The 15,346-nt window shown below is 70.8% G+C and carries 14 protein-coding genes and 1 tRNA gene; 10 read left to right on the forward strand and 5 right to left on the reverse strand.

Features of this window, described 5'->3' with window-relative positions; genetic code table 11:
• Positions 1-142 precede the first annotated feature (142 nt).
• From ABZ810_RS08410 to ABZ810_RS08420, 3 genes are all read right to left on the reverse strand, one after another.
• Positions 143-1,615, reverse strand: coding sequence for a hypothetical protein (locus tag ABZ810_RS08410; protein WP_358400890.1), 1,473 nt, complete (start codon positions 1,613-1,615; stop codon positions 143-145).
• Positions 1,616-1,827: 212 nt separating this feature from the next.
• Positions 1,828-3,516: a SulP family inorganic anion transporter gene (locus ABZ810_RS08415; protein ID WP_358400892.1), complete on the reverse strand. Its 1,689-nt coding sequence runs from the start codon at positions 3,514-3,516 to the stop codon at positions 1,828-1,830.
• 62 nt (positions 3,517-3,578) lie between these two features.
• Complete coding sequence (locus ABZ810_RS08420; RefSeq protein WP_358400894.1) at positions 3,579-3,863, reverse strand: hypothetical protein; 285 nt, start codon at positions 3,861-3,863, stop codon at positions 3,579-3,581.
• A gap of 220 nt (positions 3,864-4,083) precedes the next feature.
• Between ABZ810_RS08420 and ABZ810_RS08425 the strand changes: the two genes are divergently transcribed.
• The 6 genes from ABZ810_RS08425 (at position 4,084) to ABZ810_RS08450 (ending at position 9,036) form a co-directional block, all read left to right on the forward strand.
• Positions 4,084-5,325, forward strand: a complete 1,242-nt coding sequence (locus ABZ810_RS08425; protein ID WP_358400897.1) for a cation:proton antiporter — start codon at positions 4,084-4,086, stop codon at positions 5,323-5,325.
• Positions 5,326-5,405: 80 nt separating this feature from the next.
• Entirely contained in the window at positions 5,406-5,780 is a 375-nt protein-coding gene (locus tag ABZ810_RS08430) for an SHOCT domain-containing protein (RefSeq protein ID WP_358400899.1), read from the forward strand.
• 145 nt (positions 5,781-5,925) lie between these two features.
• The gene (locus ABZ810_RS08435) at positions 5,926-6,579 is read left to right on the forward strand and encodes a GAP family protein (RefSeq protein ID WP_358400901.1); all 654 of its coding nucleotides are present in this window, start codon (positions 5,926-5,928) and stop codon (positions 6,577-6,579) included.
• Positions 6,580-6,809: 230 nt separating this feature from the next.
• Positions 6,810-7,508, forward strand: coding sequence for a hypothetical protein (locus tag ABZ810_RS08440; protein ID WP_358400903.1), 699 nt, complete (start codon positions 6,810-6,812; stop codon positions 7,506-7,508).
• A gap of 2 nt (positions 7,509-7,510) precedes the next feature.
• Positions 7,511-7,984, forward strand: coding sequence for an RDD family protein (locus tag ABZ810_RS08445; RefSeq protein WP_358400905.1), 474 nt, complete (start codon positions 7,511-7,513; stop codon positions 7,982-7,984).
• A 317-nt stretch (positions 7,985-8,301) separates the two neighbouring features.
• Positions 8,302-9,036, forward strand: coding sequence for a hypothetical protein (locus ABZ810_RS08450; protein ID WP_358400907.1), 735 nt, complete (start codon positions 8,302-8,304; stop codon positions 9,034-9,036).
• A 65-nt stretch (positions 9,037-9,101) separates the two neighbouring features.
• On the opposite strand, the gene ABZ810_RS08455 is transcribed toward ABZ810_RS08450, so the two are convergent.
• Together ABZ810_RS08455 and ABZ810_RS08460 are read right to left on the reverse strand one after the other, a co-directional pair.
• Positions 9,102-11,252, reverse strand: a complete 2,151-nt coding sequence (locus ABZ810_RS08455; RefSeq protein ID WP_358400910.1) for a helicase-associated domain-containing protein — start codon at positions 11,250-11,252, stop codon at positions 9,102-9,104.
• Between the two features lie 97 nt (positions 11,253-11,349).
• Positions 11,350-11,424 (reverse strand) — tRNA-Arg (locus ABZ810_RS08460).
• A gap of 130 nt (positions 11,425-11,554) precedes the next feature.
• Here ABZ810_RS08460 and ABZ810_RS08465 point away from each other — a divergent pair.
• Genes ABZ810_RS08465 through ABZ810_RS08480 form a run of 4 tightly spaced genes read left to right on the forward strand, consistent with a single transcriptional unit; the run spans position 11,555 to position 15,305 of the window.
• Positions 11,555-11,914, forward strand: a complete 360-nt coding sequence (locus tag ABZ810_RS08465; RefSeq protein WP_358400912.1) for a response regulator — start codon at positions 11,555-11,557, stop codon at positions 11,912-11,914.
• Positions 11,915-11,935: 21 nt separating this feature from the next.
• Positions 11,936-12,616 carry a DALR anticodon-binding domain-containing protein gene (locus tag ABZ810_RS08470; protein ID WP_358400914.1) on the forward strand — a complete coding sequence of 227 codons (681 nt, stop codon included), beginning with the start codon at positions 11,936-11,938 and terminating at the stop codon, positions 12,614-12,616.
• The gene (gene lysA, locus ABZ810_RS08475) at positions 12,613-14,004 is read left to right on the forward strand and encodes a diaminopimelate decarboxylase (RefSeq protein WP_358400916.1); all 1,392 of its coding nucleotides are present in this window, start codon (positions 12,613-12,615) and stop codon (positions 14,002-14,004) included. Before ABZ810_RS08470 ends, lysA begins: the two co-directional genes overlap by 4 nt.
• A gap of 14 nt (positions 14,005-14,018) precedes the next feature.
• The gene (locus ABZ810_RS08480; protein WP_358401702.1) at positions 14,019-15,305 is read left to right on the forward strand and encodes a homoserine dehydrogenase; all 1,287 of its coding nucleotides are present in this window, start codon (positions 14,019-14,021) and stop codon (positions 15,303-15,305) included.
• Positions 15,306-15,346 lie beyond the last annotated feature (41 nt).

Genomic DNA, 15,346 nt, shown 5'->3' on the forward strand with positions numbered 1-15,346 from the left:
GGGCCTTGGGGGCGACGCCGGGGAGCCGGCCGGGCAGAGCCGGCTCTCCGGTGGGGCGGGGATCGTCCCTGGGATGCCGCCGCCTCCCGGAAAACGCGACAGGGGCCTCCCGGCTGGGAGGCCCCTGTCGTCCAGCGGTCGATCAGTGGCGATCGAAGTAGTCGGGCTGCGTCTGCGTGTTCAGCTCGCGGAGCCAGACCTTCTTGCCGGCGTCGGTGCGACGGTCCCTGACGTCGACGACGTCAAGGCCCTTCTGGATGTCGCTGGAGAAGATGAAGCCGTTGTAGTAGTACGCCGACCACGTGCCGCCGAGGGCGAACCCGGGCGGAAGCGGTCCGCGCTCGAAGAAGCCGATCTCCTTCGGCTTGCGCGAGTTGGTGAAGTCCCAGATCGAGATGCCGCCCTGGTACCAGGACTGCACCATGATGTCCTTGCCCTTCACCGGGAGCAGCGAGCCGTTGTGCGCCACGCAGTTCTCGGTGTCGGCGTTCGTCCGGGAGATCTTGTAGTAGCTGCGGAAGACGAGCTTGGCCTTCTTGCCCTTGCCCACGATGTCGTAGATCGCGTTCGCGCCCTTGTTCGGGCCGATCGTGGGGTTGCAGGTCGCGGCCGAGCCGCCGCCGAGTTCGTCGGTGAAGACGACCTTGTTCGCCTTCTGGTTGAACGTCGCCGAGTGCCAGAAGGCGAAGTTCGTGGTGTCCCTGATGGTCGTCAGCACCTTCGGGTTCTCCGGGTTGGAGATGTCGAAGAGCGCTCCGTCGCCCATGCAGGCGCCCGCCGCGATGCCCTTGTCCGGGTAGGCCGTGATGTCGTGGCAGCCCGTGGTCGGGACCCAGGTGTCGTCACCCGGAACGGGGTTGTCCGGACGGCCCGGGTTGCCCGGGTTGCCGCCGTCCGGGAACAGCACGGGAGTGGCCACCACCGCGGCGCTCGTCGGCGCCTTCAGCGGAACCTTGACGATGGAGATCTTGTCGAACGGAGGCTGGCAGTCGGGGCCCACGTTCGGGGTTCCGACGAGCCAGGTGGGCAGGATGTACGACGAGACGTAGATGTACACCGAGCCGCGCTTGCCGGGCACCAGCGTGTGCGTGTGCGAGCCGCACTGGGTCTCCACGGACTTGATGTACCGCGGGTTGGCCTTGTCGCTGATGTCGAAGACCTTGATGCCCTCCCACGCCGTGGGGTCGGACACCGGCTTCGCCACGCTCTGGCACGAGTCGTCGCTGCGCGACGAGTCGGTCGACAGGAACAGCAGCTTCCCGTTGTCCGCGACGGACACGTCGTTCTGCGACCCCGGGCAGTTCACCATGCTGACGATCTTCGGCGCGCTGGGCTTGCTGATGTCATAGATGGTGAAGCCCAGGTAGTTGCCGGAGATCGCGTACTTGCCGGTGAACGCGATGTCCGTGCCGAACGCGGTCGGCCCGGCGAACGGCCCCGACTTGGGGACGTTGGCCAGATGCTTGACGTTCGAGCTGGTCACGACTTCGTCGGTGCCGGGGATGTCCGCAGACGCGGCCGGCACGGCGAACACGGCTGACAGGACCATGATGAGGCCGGTCAGCGTTCCCAGCAGTGTTCGCCGGGTCGATCTCTGTTCGAGGCTTGAGGCCACGTTCGCTCCTTCTCGTCGCCTATGACGCCCCCCGATGATTCAGTCCAAGGAGTATTGCGTTGGAATGTCCAGGTAAGCCAGACCTGTGACCTCATGCGGCGATCTCGTAGCCGGTACTGGCCGTACCCACCTCCGATGTGCAAAGGAGGCCGCGGGGCCGCAGTCCCGCAGGCAGACGTTCGCTGACCTGGGAGAACGTCAGTGCCGTCGCCTCAGGTTTCCTTACGGTGCCGGACACCCCACGCCTCGGCGTCCAGGTAGGCGGCGCGGGTGGACTCGCCGACCCGCTGGGTGGCCTCGAAGGCCCGCACGGGACCGGAGAGATCCACGCGTTTGGTGTGGCGCAGCTTGTCGAGCATCTCGGGGTCGAGGCCGCTGAGGTAGAGCCGGCCGCCGACGTGGGACAGGCTCTCCGCGTAGTCGGCGATGACGAGGAAGAACGTGGCCCCAAGCGAGGTACGGCCCCTCAAGCGCAGGACCACCGCCGGGGCGTCGCTCCCCGCCGGATCGGGAAGGCGCACGCGCAGGGTCCGGGCTCCGGCGTAGAACAGGCTGCCGTACACGTCGAGCACCGTCACGCCGTGGCCGGGCAGCACCTTCGGCGCGGGCCGCTCCCGCCAGGTCCGGTCGCCTTCGGGCACCAGCTCCACCACCTTCAGGTCCATGGCCTCCTGATTGAGCTGCAGCAGCAGCGAGAGCGCCACGCCGATGCCGACGGCGGCCGCCACCGGGAGGAGGAGCGTGGCGGTGAACGTGGTGACGATCGCGATCTGGGAGGTGGGACCGGTGCGCAGGATCGTGACGAGCTCGGCGGGCCGGAGCGAGCCGGACGCGGCGAAGACGAGCACGGCCGCGAGCGTCGGGACGGCGACCTTCCCCACGACGCCGGAGAGCGCGACGAGGATCAGCAACATCCAGATTCCGCACCACAGCGGGGCCCAGCGGGTGCGGGCGCCGCTCGCGACGGAGAGCGCCGTCTGCCCGACCGACCCGCCGACCGGCTGGCCGCGGAACACCCCGGACGCCAGGTTGCCCACGCCCTGCGCGATGAAGTCCCGGTTGGAGTTCGAGGGCCTGCCGTCCTCGTTCGAGATGGACTCGGCGACACCGGCGCCCTGGACGAGCACGATCACCGCGACCGCCAGCGCTCCGCTCACCAGCTGCAACGAGAGCGCGCCGAGCTCGGGCAGATGCGGCGACGGCAGGCCCCGGGGGATGGTGCCGACGTCCTCCACCAGGGCGACGCCGTCGAATCCGCCCAGCATGACCGTCGCCGTCGGGACGGCCAGCGCCAGCACCGTGCCGGCGATGGCCCAGCGGGTCCGCTTGAGAACGACGAGGATGGCCAGCGCCACCAGCCCCGTGAGCAGGGAGGCGAGGTCGATGCCCGCCGGATGGGTCACGACCTCGAACGCCTTGGCCAGGGCGAAGGGGCCGGTCGCGGGCGAACCGGTGAGAACGGGGATCTGACCGCAGATGATGTTCACCGCGATCCCCGTCAGGAAGCCGATCATCACCGAGTGCGAGACGAACCGCGTGTACCGCCCGAGGCGCAGCACGCCGGCGGCGATCATCACGCCACCGGCGACCACCGTGAGCAGCAACAACGCCGCCGGCCTCGCGGACGGCTCCACGTCCTGCAAGGCCGAGCCCGCGGCCAGCGCGGACGCGCTCGTGGTGCTGACGACCATCAGCCGGGTGCTGGTGGACATGCCGCCGAAGAGCGGTCCGGCGAAGTTCGCGAACAGCCCGTGCGCCGGATTCACGCCCACGAGGACCGACGTGGCCATCCCGTCGGGCACGGCGCTGACGGCGGTCGTCGCCCCCGCCATCGCGTCGGCGCGCGTGTGGCGCCATTCCGGCCGTAGCGAGCGCAGCCATCTGCCGGCCGGCCCCAGCACGCGTCCACCCATCTCAGCGATACGTCCAGCGAATGTGGCTCACTCCGAGCTGCCCGGGCCGGCTACGACACGGGCTGCCCCTCGCGTACCTCGTTGGGCCCGTGCTGCCAGGCGTCGACCCCCGCGCTGGTGGCGTGCTTGGCCTGCAGCAGCTTCTGCCTGGCGAGCTCTCGCGGCGCTACGTCCATCTGCCGGATCTTGCGCCGGGCCCCGGCCAGCAGCGCCGAGCCGCCGAGCACGACGCCGGTCAGGCCGATCAGGGTCCCCGCCCCGATGAGGGCGGTGCTGGTGAGCAGGATTCGCATGTTCACGCGGCTCTCTTCGGCGGCGGTCATGCTGTTCGTCATCACGGTGTCCTTAGCCTCGGGGGCCTGTCGACGGCCACGTGCGGTGTGGCCACCGTCAGTTGCCGCGGAGGAAGAACCATCACCCGCCCAGGGTGACCAGGAGCCCGGCTCCGCGGGGCGGGCATGCTCACCCACCGCGGATGACGACCCGCGGCCGGCGGCCCGGGCACCATCGGACGGATCGGACGGGAGGGCCGCCGCCCGGCGGAGATGAGGGGTCATGAGCATGGCCGCAGTCGCCGTCATCGCAGGGGCGATCTTCCTCTGGGGAGCGTTCTCGGCCAGGCTCCAGCACCTCGACGTGACGGCTGCCATCATGTTCGTCACGACCGGGGCCCTGCTCGCGTCCATCGGAGACCAGCGGCCCACCGCCGAGACGATCAAGGTGATGGCCGAGGTGACCCTCGTCCTGGTCCTGTTCTCGGACGCGGCCCGCGTGCGGATCGCCGACCTCCGGGCCGACCTCGGGCTCTACGTCCGGCTGCTCGGCGTGGGACTCCCGCTGACGATCGCCCTGGGCGCGGGAGCGGCGTACGTGATGTTCCCGGACGGCGGCGTCTGGGCGGCCCTTCTCATCGGTGCCGCCCTGGCCCCGACCGACGCCGCCCTCGGCGCCTCCCTGATGTCCAACCCGGCCGTGCCGGCGCGGATCCGGCGCCTGATCAACGTCGAGAGCGGCCTGAACGACGGCATCGCCACACCGTTCGTCATGCTCGCCATCGCGGGCCTGTCATCGGCCGGGCACGGCGCTCCTCTGGACGCGTTGACCGAGCTGGCGCTGGGCGTCCTCGTCGGCGCCGGTGCCGGCGGCGTGGGCGGCGAGCTGCTCCGCCGCGCCCGCGGCCGTGGCTGGTCGGCCGAGGGGTTCGCGGGACCCGCGGTCCTGGGATTGGCGCTCTGCGCCTACGCGACCGCCGTCGCCGTCGACGGGAACGGTTTCATCGCGGCCTTCGTCGGGGGAGCGGCGTTCGGCAACCTCTCCGGGCGGGAGAACGAGCGGCTCGTGCCGTTCGTGGAGGAGAGCGGCGGCCTGGCCTCGCTCATCGTCTGGCTGATGTTCGGCGCCGTCGCCGTGGTGCCCGCCGTCGAGGACCTCACCTGGCAGGTGCTGGGCTACGCCCTGCTCAGCCTGACCGCGGTACGGATGATCCCGGTCGCCCTGGCGTGCGTGGGCACCGGACTGGGCCGCGCCACCATCGCGTTCACCGGCTGGTTCGGCCCCAGGGGCCTGGCGTCGGTCATCTTCGCCCTGCTGGCCCTGGAAGAGCTCGGCACCGCGGCGGGCCCCGCGCTGACGGTCATCACGATCACGGTGCTCCTCAGCGTCGTGGCGCACGGCGTCACGGCGGGACCGCTGGCGAACCGCTACGGCACCCACCTCGCGGCGAACGTGGCCGCCCCCGAGCACGCGCCCGCCCCCGAACCGAGGCTCCGTGCCCTGACCCGCCGCGGTCGCCCCTGACGGGTGATGGCCGCGCTCCCGGACGAGCGGACTCTGGACCCCGTACGAGGCAGGAAGAACGACCGACAGGAGACCGCCGAATGGACGACTACCCGCTTCTGAACCTCTTCTGGACCATGATGTGGTTCTTCCTCTGGGTCCTCTGGCTCATGTTGCTCTTCCGCGTCTTCGCCGACATCTTCCGCGACGACTCGCTGAGCGGCTGGGTCAAGGCCGGCTGGTCGATCTTCGTGGTCGTCCTGCCGTTCCTCGGCGTGTTCGTGTACCTGATCGTGCGCGGCGGCCAGATGGGCAGCCGGGAGCACGAGTGGTTCCGGCGGCGTGTGGGCGAGACCGGACCCGCCCGCGGTGCCGGACAGGCGGACGAGCTCACGCGGCTCGCCGAGCTCAAGAACAAGGGCGACCTCACGAGCGAGGAGTACGAACGCGCCAAGGCCAAGGTGCTGGCCGCCTGAGGGGGCACCTCGCGGGCGGGGAGCCTGGCTCCCCGGGCTTAGGGGTGGCCGTCCGACGTGGATCACCCACCACGGATGATGGTCCCCATAGGCCGTACGGGCGGCATCCTCAGCGCCCGGGGCGAGGGGAGGGGCTGCGCCGACCATGGAACTCAGTTCGTTCGCCCTGCTGTTCGCCCTTGCCCTGGGCCTTGCGCTGAGACCCTTGTCCCTCCTCGCCGCCGTGCTCTTCGCCGCGGCCAAGGGCGGAATGATCAAGCTGACGGCCTTCGTGGCCGGCTGGATGGCGGCGCTCACCGCGGTCGGTGCCGCCGGAGCCCTCCTCCTTCCCGAAGCGTCGACGGAGAGGACATCGGCCGCACACCCGGGCGCTGACGTGGCCCTGGGCGTGCTGCTCGCCGCGTTCCTGATCTGGCGCTGGCGAAAGAGCGGCGCGACGACGGCCACGACTCCCCGCTGGGTCGCACGGATCGACACGATGCCGCCGATCGTGGCCCTGGGCCTCGGCGTCCTCATGCCCAGCTACCTCCTGGCCGCCGCCGCGGTCAACCAACTGCTCCAAGCGGGCCTGACCGGCTGGGCCCTCGCGTCCACGATCGCCGCCTTCGTCGTGGTGGCGTCCTTCGGCGTGGCGTTGCCCCTGCTCATCGCCCTGGCCAAGCCCGACCGGGCACCCGACATCCACCAACGATGGCAAGAGTGGTTGCTGACGAACCTCCGCCTGGTGGCCTACTCGACGACCGCCCTCCTCGCCGCCCTCCTCGTAGCCAAGGGCACGCTCGGCCTCCTGCTCAGCTGAGCTGAGGGCCGGCCATCGGAATGGCCGCCGTCCACGGCGGCGCGGTGGTCGCGTGCTCCGTCCCGATGGTGGGGGATCGGCGTAACGGGAGGCGGCGAAAGCGGCCCAGAAGGCGGTCCCGGGAGCCATGGGTCAGGACCATCCCCGATCAAAGGCTCCGGACGTGGCCACAGGGCCTCGCCCGGAGCGGGTGAGGACGTTCACCACGGCAACGTGTTGTGATGCCGTCCGTGACCGACGATCCGGTTGTGCCCGCTCACCGCCAGGAGGAGCGGGATCTGCGGGTGACGCGCATCGCCTTGGGCGCTGCGGGGAACGTCGTGGGCATCCTCGAGAGCGCGGTGCGGATCGCGCTCGGGGCCTCCCCGAAGGCGGAGCCGCATACCGCGTTGCGGTTCGTGCCCGACGTCGTCATCGGTCTCGGCATGGACACCCGCCGCCGATCGGCCCGGCTCCGTGGCGTGATCCGTGACCGCGTCACGTCGAGCCGGGGAGCGGACGTGCTCCGCCTTCCGGTCTCCGGTCCGGTGGCGGGCGCCCGCCGCCGGCTGGAGTCCTGGAGTGCGCAGGGCCGGGCCGAGCGGCTCCGCGGTGAGCGAGAGGCCGCCGTGGCCGGCCGCGCGCTCCTGCAGGCCGCGGTCGGCGCGGTTCTCGACAGGATGGACTTGGACGCCGTCGTCGCCCGAGTCGATCCCAACCAGGTCGCCGAGCGACTCGACATCGACGCCGTGGTGGAGCGCCTCGATCTGAAGACGATCGTCGACCAGGTGCTCCGCGAGATCGACGTTCCCGCGATCGTGCGGGAGTCGAGCGAGACCATGACCCAGGAGACGATCGACGCGTTCCGCGCGCAGAGCATGCGCGCCGACGGTCTCGTCGACCGCATCACCGGCCGCCGGCGGGGCGACCCCGGCGCCCCGCGGCGCTAGCGGTGGCCAACGACCCGCTCGGCCTCCAGGGACATCGCGCGGGCCTGGTATCTCGGGGCGCGGCCGCCGTCATCGACGCCTTCGCCGTGTCGGCGGTGTGCGTCCTGGCGCTGGTCTGCGCCGGGGTGGCCCGGTACCTCGTCCTCGGTGGGCCGTTCACCCTCCCGAGTCCTCCGCGCGGCCTTGCCTCGGCCGCCGCCGGCGGCATCGCGATCGGCTATCTCACCTGGGGCTGGGTGAGCACCGGGCGCACGCCCGGAGACCAGATGATGGGTCTGAGAGTGCTGGCCAGGTCAGGCGGGCGGCTCGGGCTCGCCCGCGCGCTCCTGCGCGTGGCTCTGTGCACGTTCTTCCCCGCGGGCCTCCTGTGGGTCGCCGTGAGCCGCCACCGGGCCTCCCTGCACGACCTCGTCGTGCACAGCATCGTGATCTATGACTGGTGCAGGGGCGATGCGCGCCCTGGTTACGGCCCCTGATCCGGTCTCGCATTCGATCACGAACGGGGCGGGCAGCGGCCCGGCCAGCCGGTACCGCCCTCCGACGGTCCGTTGAGGCTCCGACTGCACGCCCAACGCCCGTACCCCTGTCAGCCGGTTGATCACGGTGGTCGAGACAGAGAGTAGGAGCCCGCCCACCCGCGCGCAACGCGCATGGTTCGCTCCTTCGGCCCGATGTGCCCGGAGTCTCGACTACACACTGTCATGACAGAAATGCGTGGCGTAAACTAGGCATCGGTTGAGCGCTGGACCGTCACCCGAGCCCCTCCGCCGGAGGCCGGACGAAGGGGCCCGTAATGACCGTTCCGGAGCTACGGACGCAGGTACGCGAAGCCGTGGGCGAGGCCCTGGAGGAATCGGCCTTCTACTCCGCGCGCGGCGTCCGCCCGCCCGCCCAGCGCGTGGACGCCCCCAAGGTCGGCCCGATGGTGGCACGCCTGTCCGCCGCGGCCCGGAGCGAGCTGCTGACCTTCGACGACCCGTCGGGCTGCCTCGACCAGGGCGTCCCCGAACGTATGCTCGTGCACGCGGCCGGCTGCGTACGCCGGAGCGTCGCCCAGATCCCGACCGTCCGCCAGATCACCTCTCCGCAGGGCCTGGCCAGGGACGCCGAGCTCGGCACCATCCAGTGGAACGGCGGCGGCAAGGCGCGTCTGATCCCCCAGATCCCCCTCCGCCTGGCCGTCCTGGACCGTACGGTCGCCCTGGTCCCGCTCGACATGGACGTCTTCTACAACGGCATGCTCATCGTCCGGGACCCCGTGGTCGTCAACGCCCTCGCCACCGTCCACGCGCACTGGTGGTCCACCGGAGCCGACCCCTCCGCCGACCGCGACCCCCACGAGCTGCCGGCCCACCTGGCCCCCGTCCTGGCCGCCCTCAACGAAGGCCTCACCGACCAGGCCGCCGCCGCCCGCCTCAACCTGTCCTCCCGCACCTACACCCGCCGAGTCAGCGAGCTCCTCACCCTCCTGGGCACCACAAGCCGCTTCCAAGCCGGCATCCGCGCCACCCACCGCGGCTGGCTCTGACGAATTCATCCGCAGCCACGGGACCGGCCCTCAACCGCAGTCGCCGACGGCGCCGCGACGGGTCATCACGCCAGGAGCCTCCTGGCCAGAGCCAGGGCCGCCTCGGGCTCACCATTCCGGCGAGGGCGGCCGTGCCCCTGGTGCAGGGGGGCGCGTTCTCGCGAAGCACGTTCGAACACCATGGCGCCGGTCTCGGCTTCGAGAGCGGGCGCGTAACCAGCCGCCCTGAGCGCCTCAAGCGTCGCGGCCACCGGCTTTGTACTGATCAGAACCGTGGGGGCGATGCGGCGCAGTGCGAGCTTGCGCAGCGAGCGGTGCCCCGCGATCTCCTGGAGGAGCGTCTCGTCGTCCGAACGCAGGCAGCAGGCGGACCGTACGACCTTGATCTGGCCGTGCCGCCGGGCGGTGTCCGTGACGAGGTACTCCAGGGCTTGGGGGAGCGGAGCGAGCGCGGCGTCGGTGAGCGCGGCGATGATCTCCGCGGCATCGCGGCCGGCGTCCAGGGCGCGACGGACCGAGGCCGGGGTGAACCGCCAGACGACCGCGTGGCCATCGGACTCCCGGTCGGCGGTCGCCGTCAGCAGGTCGGCCAGTTCCGTGGTCGGAACGCCTGGCACCACCGCCGTCAGATCGCCCGGGAAATGCGCCTTCTCCTGAGGAGCGGGCAACAGGGCGTCCAACGTCGTCACGAGGTCGCCGGAGCCGATCAGCGCGAGCCCCGGGCCGGTGAGCGCGCCGTGCGCGGACAAGCCCAGCAACTCGGCTTCGGTCAGGTTGTGCTCGGGCCGGTAGTCCGGTTCGGCGGGGTCGGTGGAGAGCAGGCCGGGGCACTGCCAATGCAGTGCGGCCAGGGTCGGTTCGGGCAGGGTTCCCTCGTCCAGGACCAGACCGGTGCCGTCAGGCAGATCCGCCAGCAGCTTCAAGAGAGCGGCGCGAAGCGTCGCGGCCCCATGCTCGTACCGCTCGTAGTGGAGAGGGACCGGAGTCTGCTCGAACGGGGACCACGTGAGAGTCTCGGAGAACCGCATCCAGGCTCGCACGATCGGCGCCATGCGCTGCGCAGGCGGGAGTTGGAGCCAGTCGTCGTAGCGCTTGGTGGGCAGGAGCCGGGCCTCCTGCTTCGTGGCACGCACCGCGATCAGTTCGGCCGCCGCGGCGAGCTCGATCCAGAACCGGGCGATGATCTCGTCCACGCCCGCAGCCGAGGCCAACCGCCGTGTCTCGCGTACCGCGACTCCACCGGACTTGCGCATCGTCGCCGGTCGCATGTCCAACGCCTTGAGCAGGCGCTCAAGCGTATTCGCCGCCGCGGAGACCGCCGCTTGAGCCTCCTCCCGTACTCGCTCCGGCGATGCGGGCTTGGTCACGGGCATCGGCGGCATCGGATTGAACGGGTAGTCCGATCCCAGAGCACGCGAAACCTCAAGGGGCACCTCCGCCAGCTCGTCCCCGGCGGGGACGAGCAGGCCGCGCGCGGCGAGCCAGTCCGTGGCGGGATCTCCGGAACCGTCTTCCCGGAACCCGTACCTGCCCGCACGCGCGACAAAACAGAAAGTCCGCAACTTGGCCCGCGCCTCCACCAGCCGATCAAGCAGTTCCCGCGCGTCGGCGGGCGCACTCGCGACCAGGGCGCGGACCCGGCCCTGGTCGGTGAGAAACGCCACGACCTCCCGCTGAACACCGCTGCGAGCCGCCTCGGGCCGGGCGGCGGAAGGAAGGCCCAGACCTCCCGCGATGAACAAGATCTCCGGCTTGTTGTACGAGGCCGTCAAGGCCCGATGGACCGTGCGGGCGGCGGGCACGGACCGTCCGGCCTGCTGGGCGAGGGCGGCAGGAACGCCCACATACCCCTGCCTGGCCGGAAGCAGCAGCAGCCGAGAGCGCAGCGACTCGACGACGGCCAGCGCAGCGGCCCGCCGTTCCCCGCTCTCGGCACCGAGGCCACTCAGCAGTTCCTTCTCGGGAACGTCGACCACAAGAACGTCGCCGTCCACGTTCGCCATCGAGGCGGCGGCGAGAACGACCTCCAGCTCCGGGAGCGACAGATCGTCAATAGAGGCGAGATTGTGCGGAGCCAGGAGCTTTCCGGCCAGAGAGTGCAGCGTGCGGGGTTCCGGCCCATACCCGAGGGTGTACGGACGAGCCTCGATCAGCCGGGCGAGCTCCTCAGGAGTCCGTTCGCCCAGCCACGCCACCACGGGGTCCAGTGCATCCACGCCGAACGACACTATCCACCGAGGCGCACCCGCCGAGATCAGAACAGAATGTCCGGCCGAGAAAGAGCATCATCGACCCGCCGCCACCAGGTTTGTGTGGTGCCCCCTGCAGGATTCGAACCTGCGCACACGGCTCCGGAGGCCGTTGCTCTATCCCCTGAGCTAAGGGGGCATTGCGCTGGGTCGTTCGGCGCGAGATGAAGGCTACCAGGGTTCGGGAGGTTGCGCGCACCTCGGCGTTCACCGTGCGTTGCTCTGTGGAGTCGACTAACTTCGAGGCCGTGACCGAGCCACTGGGACGCGTGCTGGTCGTCGACGATGACGAGGTGATCCGGCAGCTCATCGCCGTCAATCTGCAGCTCGAGGGGTTCGAGGTGGTGACCGCGGTGGATGGGCAGGACTGCCTCGAGAAGGTGCGGGACGTCCGGCCGGACGTGATCACGCTGGACGTGATGATGCCGCGGCTGGACGGGTGGGTGACCGCGGTGCGGCTCCGGGAGGATCCCGAGACCGAGCACGTGAAGGTCGTCATGATCACCGCGCGGGCGCAGGAGCATGACGTGCGGCGGGGGCATGAGATCGGGGTGGACGCTTATGTCACCAAGCCGTTCGATCCCAACCAGCTGATCCAGACGGTGCGGAAGCTGGCAACGTCCAAATAGTGGTCGGATAGTCTCGCCAGCGTGACCCCAGCCGATGTGAACGGTGCTGTCGCGCGTGCCGTAGGCGTGCGCGAGGTGCCGTTGAGCTGCCTGGGGGCCGGGCTCTACGGGAGTCCGGTCGCGCTGAGGATGGGGCTGGACCCGGAGGGTGTCGCGGAGCGCGTCCGGGCCGAGCCCGGTGTCGCGGGGGTCGAGGTCTCCGGGGGATTCATCCGGGTGCGGGTGGACGTGGGTGATGTGGTGCGGGGGGTTCTTGAGGCGGGCGAGGCCTATGGGCGCGTGGTGGTGCCGCCAGGTGGGTGGGCTGATCGGCCTCGGACCTTTGATAACCCGGGTTTCCGGGTCCGGTACGCGTACGCGCGGGCCGTCGCGGTGGAGCGGTGGGCGCGGGAGTACGGGGTGGGGGAGACCCCCTCGGAGGCTTTGAACGATCTTGAGTTGGCGGTCGTGGCCCGTCTGGGGGAGCTGCCCGGGAGGGCCGCGCAGGCGGAGCGGGAACGGCGGCCGAGGGCGCTGGTCATGTGCCTGGAACGGCTGGCCGACGCCTACCACGACGTTCATGAGAGGTGTCCCGCGTTGCCGGTGGGCGACGAGCGGGTGAGTGCGGTGCACGAGGGGCGGGTCGCCTTGGCGCGGGCCGTGCGGACTGCACTGGGCAATGGCTTGAAGATGATCGGTGAGACCCCTAGAGAGCGGATATGAGCAGAGTTCACCCGGCAGGTCCCCGGCACGCGGACGTGTTGACCGAAGACCACCCGATGCCGCCGGCGGAGGACCTCAACGCCCTGGACGCGGCCATCTGGCCGCGGGGGGCCAAGAGGGAGGGGGGTGTCATGACCGTGGGCGGCGTCGACGTGAGGGAGCTCGCGGAGACCTATGGGACGCCGCTCTACGTGTACGACGAGGACGACGTGCGGTCCCGGGCCCGGGAGTACGCGGCCGCCTTCGACGACGGGGACGTTCACTACGCGGGCAAGGCCTTTCTCTGTACGGCCGTGGCGAAGTGGCTGAACGAGGAGGGGCTGGGGCTCGACGTCTGCAGCGGGGGAGAGCTCGCCGTGGCGCTGGCCGCGGGCTTCCCGGTGGAGAAGATCACGCTGCACGGCAACAACAAGTCCTCGTGGGAGTTGCAGCGGGCCCTGGAGGCAGGGGTCGGCCGGATCGTGCTCGACTCGTTCGAGGAGATCGCCCGGCTGGGGTACCTGGCCAAGGAGCGCGGGGCCCGGCCGAAGGTCATGATCCGGGTGACGACGGGCGTGGAGGCGCACACCCACGAGTTCATCGCGACGGCGCACGACGACCAGAAGTTCGGGTTCTCGCGCAACTCGGGGGCGGCGCTGGAGGCCGTGCGGCGGGTGCTGGAGCTCGACCAGCTGGAGCTGGTGGGCCTGCACAGCCACATCGGGTCGCAGATCTTCGAGACGGACGGCTTCGAGGTCGCGGCGCACCGGCTGGCGGAGCTGCTGGTCGCGATCCGGGACGAGCATGGGATCGAGCTGCCCGAGCTCGACCTGGGGGGCGGGTACGGCATCGCCTACGTGCCCGGCGACGAGCCGCATGACCCGAAGGCGATCGCCGACGGGCTGCGGTCGATCGTGGCGCGCGAGTGCAAGGCGTACGAGCTGGCCATGCCGCGGCTGACGATCGAGCCGGGGCGGGCGATCACCGGGCCGGGCGGCGTGACGGTCTACGAGGTGGGCACCGTCAAGGACGTCGAGGGCCTGCGGACGTACGTCTCGGTCAACGGCGGGATGAGCGACAACCTGCGGACCGCCCTCTACGGCGCCGAGTACACGTGCGTGCTCGCCAGCCGGACCTCCGAGGCCGGCCCGATGCTCAGCAGGCTTGTCGGCAAGCACTGCGAAAGCGGGGATATCGTCGTGCGGGACCTCTGGTTGCCCGAAGATCTTGCGCCCGGGGACCTGGTGGCGGTCGCGGCGACCGGTGCGTACTGTCGATCGATGGCCAGTAACTACAACTACGTCCCGAAGCCGGCCGTGGTGGCGGTGAAGGACGGCAGGTCGCGGATCATCGTCCGCCGGGAGACCGACGACGATCTGCTGCGGCTCGATGCGGAGGTAGGAGCGTGAAACGGGCGTTGCGGGTGGCGTTGCTCGGTTGCGGCGTCGTCGGCACCGAGGTCGTCCGGCTGCTGAGCGAGCAGGCCGACGACCTCGCCGCGCGCGTGGGGGCTCCGCTGGAGGTGGCCGGGATCGCGGTGCGGCGGCTGGGCCGCCCGCGCGAGGGCATCGACCAGGCGTTGCTGACCACGGACGCGCAGGGCCTGGTCACCCGGGACGACGTCGACATCGTCATCGAGGTGATCGGCGGGATCGAGCCCGCGCGCACGCTGATCCTGGAGGCGATGAAGGCCGGCAAGTCGGTGATCAGCGCCAACAAGGCCCTGCTCGCGGAGGACGGCGAGACGCTCTTCGCCGCCGCCCGGGAGTACGGGGCCGATCTCTACTACGAGGCGTCGGTGGCGGGGGCCATCCCGCTGCTGCGGCCGCTGCGCGAGTCGCTGGTCGGCGACCACGTGCACCGGGTGCTGGGCATCGTCAACGGCACGACCAACTACATCCTCGACCAGATGGACACGCACGGTGCCGGGTTCAACGAGGCGCTGGAGGAGGCCCAGGCGCTCGGGTACGCCGAGGCGGACCCGACGGCGGACGTGGAGGGCTTCGACGCGGCGGCCAAGGCGGCCATCCTGGCGCAGCTGGCGTTCCACACCCGCGTCACGGCGGCGGACGTGCACCGCGAGGGCATCACCGAGGTGACGGCCGCGGACGTGGCCGGCGCGCAGGCGATGGACAGCGTGGTCAAGCTGCTGGCCATCTGCGAGCGCGTGCCCTCGGCGGACGGGCGCAACGGCCGGGGCGTCTCGGTGCGCGTGCACCCGGCGATGATCCCGCGCTCGCATCCGCTGGCGAGCGTCCGCGAGGCCTACAACGCGGTGTTCGTGGAGGCCGAGTCGGCCGGGTCGCTGATGTTCTACGGGGCCGGCGCGGGCGGCGCGCCCACGGCGTCCGCGGTGCTGGGCGACCTGGTGGCGGTGGCGCGCAACCTGGTCGCCGGGACGTCAGGGCCGGTCGAGGTGACGTACGCGAAGTTGCCGGTGCTGCCCATGGGCGACACGGTGACGCGCTACTACATCCAGCTGGACGTGGCCGACCGCCCCGGCGTGCTGGCCACCGTGGCGGAGGAGTTCGCCCGGCGCGACGTGTCGATCCGGTCCGTGCGCCAGGAGGGCATGGGCGAGGACGCCCAGCTCGTGGTGGTGACGCACCGCGCCCCCGACGCCGCGCTGTCGGCGACCGTCGAACGGCTGCGCAACCAGGAGATGGTCCGCGAGGTCGCCAGCGTGATGCGCGTCGAGGGCGACGAGTAGCGACCGGTGACACGGCGGCCCGGAGGCGGCGTCTCAGGGGC

It is taken from the genome of Spirillospora sp. NPDC047279 (assembly GCF_040643285.1).
In the GTDB taxonomy this organism is placed as follows: Bacteria; Actinomycetota; Actinomycetes; order Streptosporangiales; family Streptosporangiaceae; genus Spirillospora.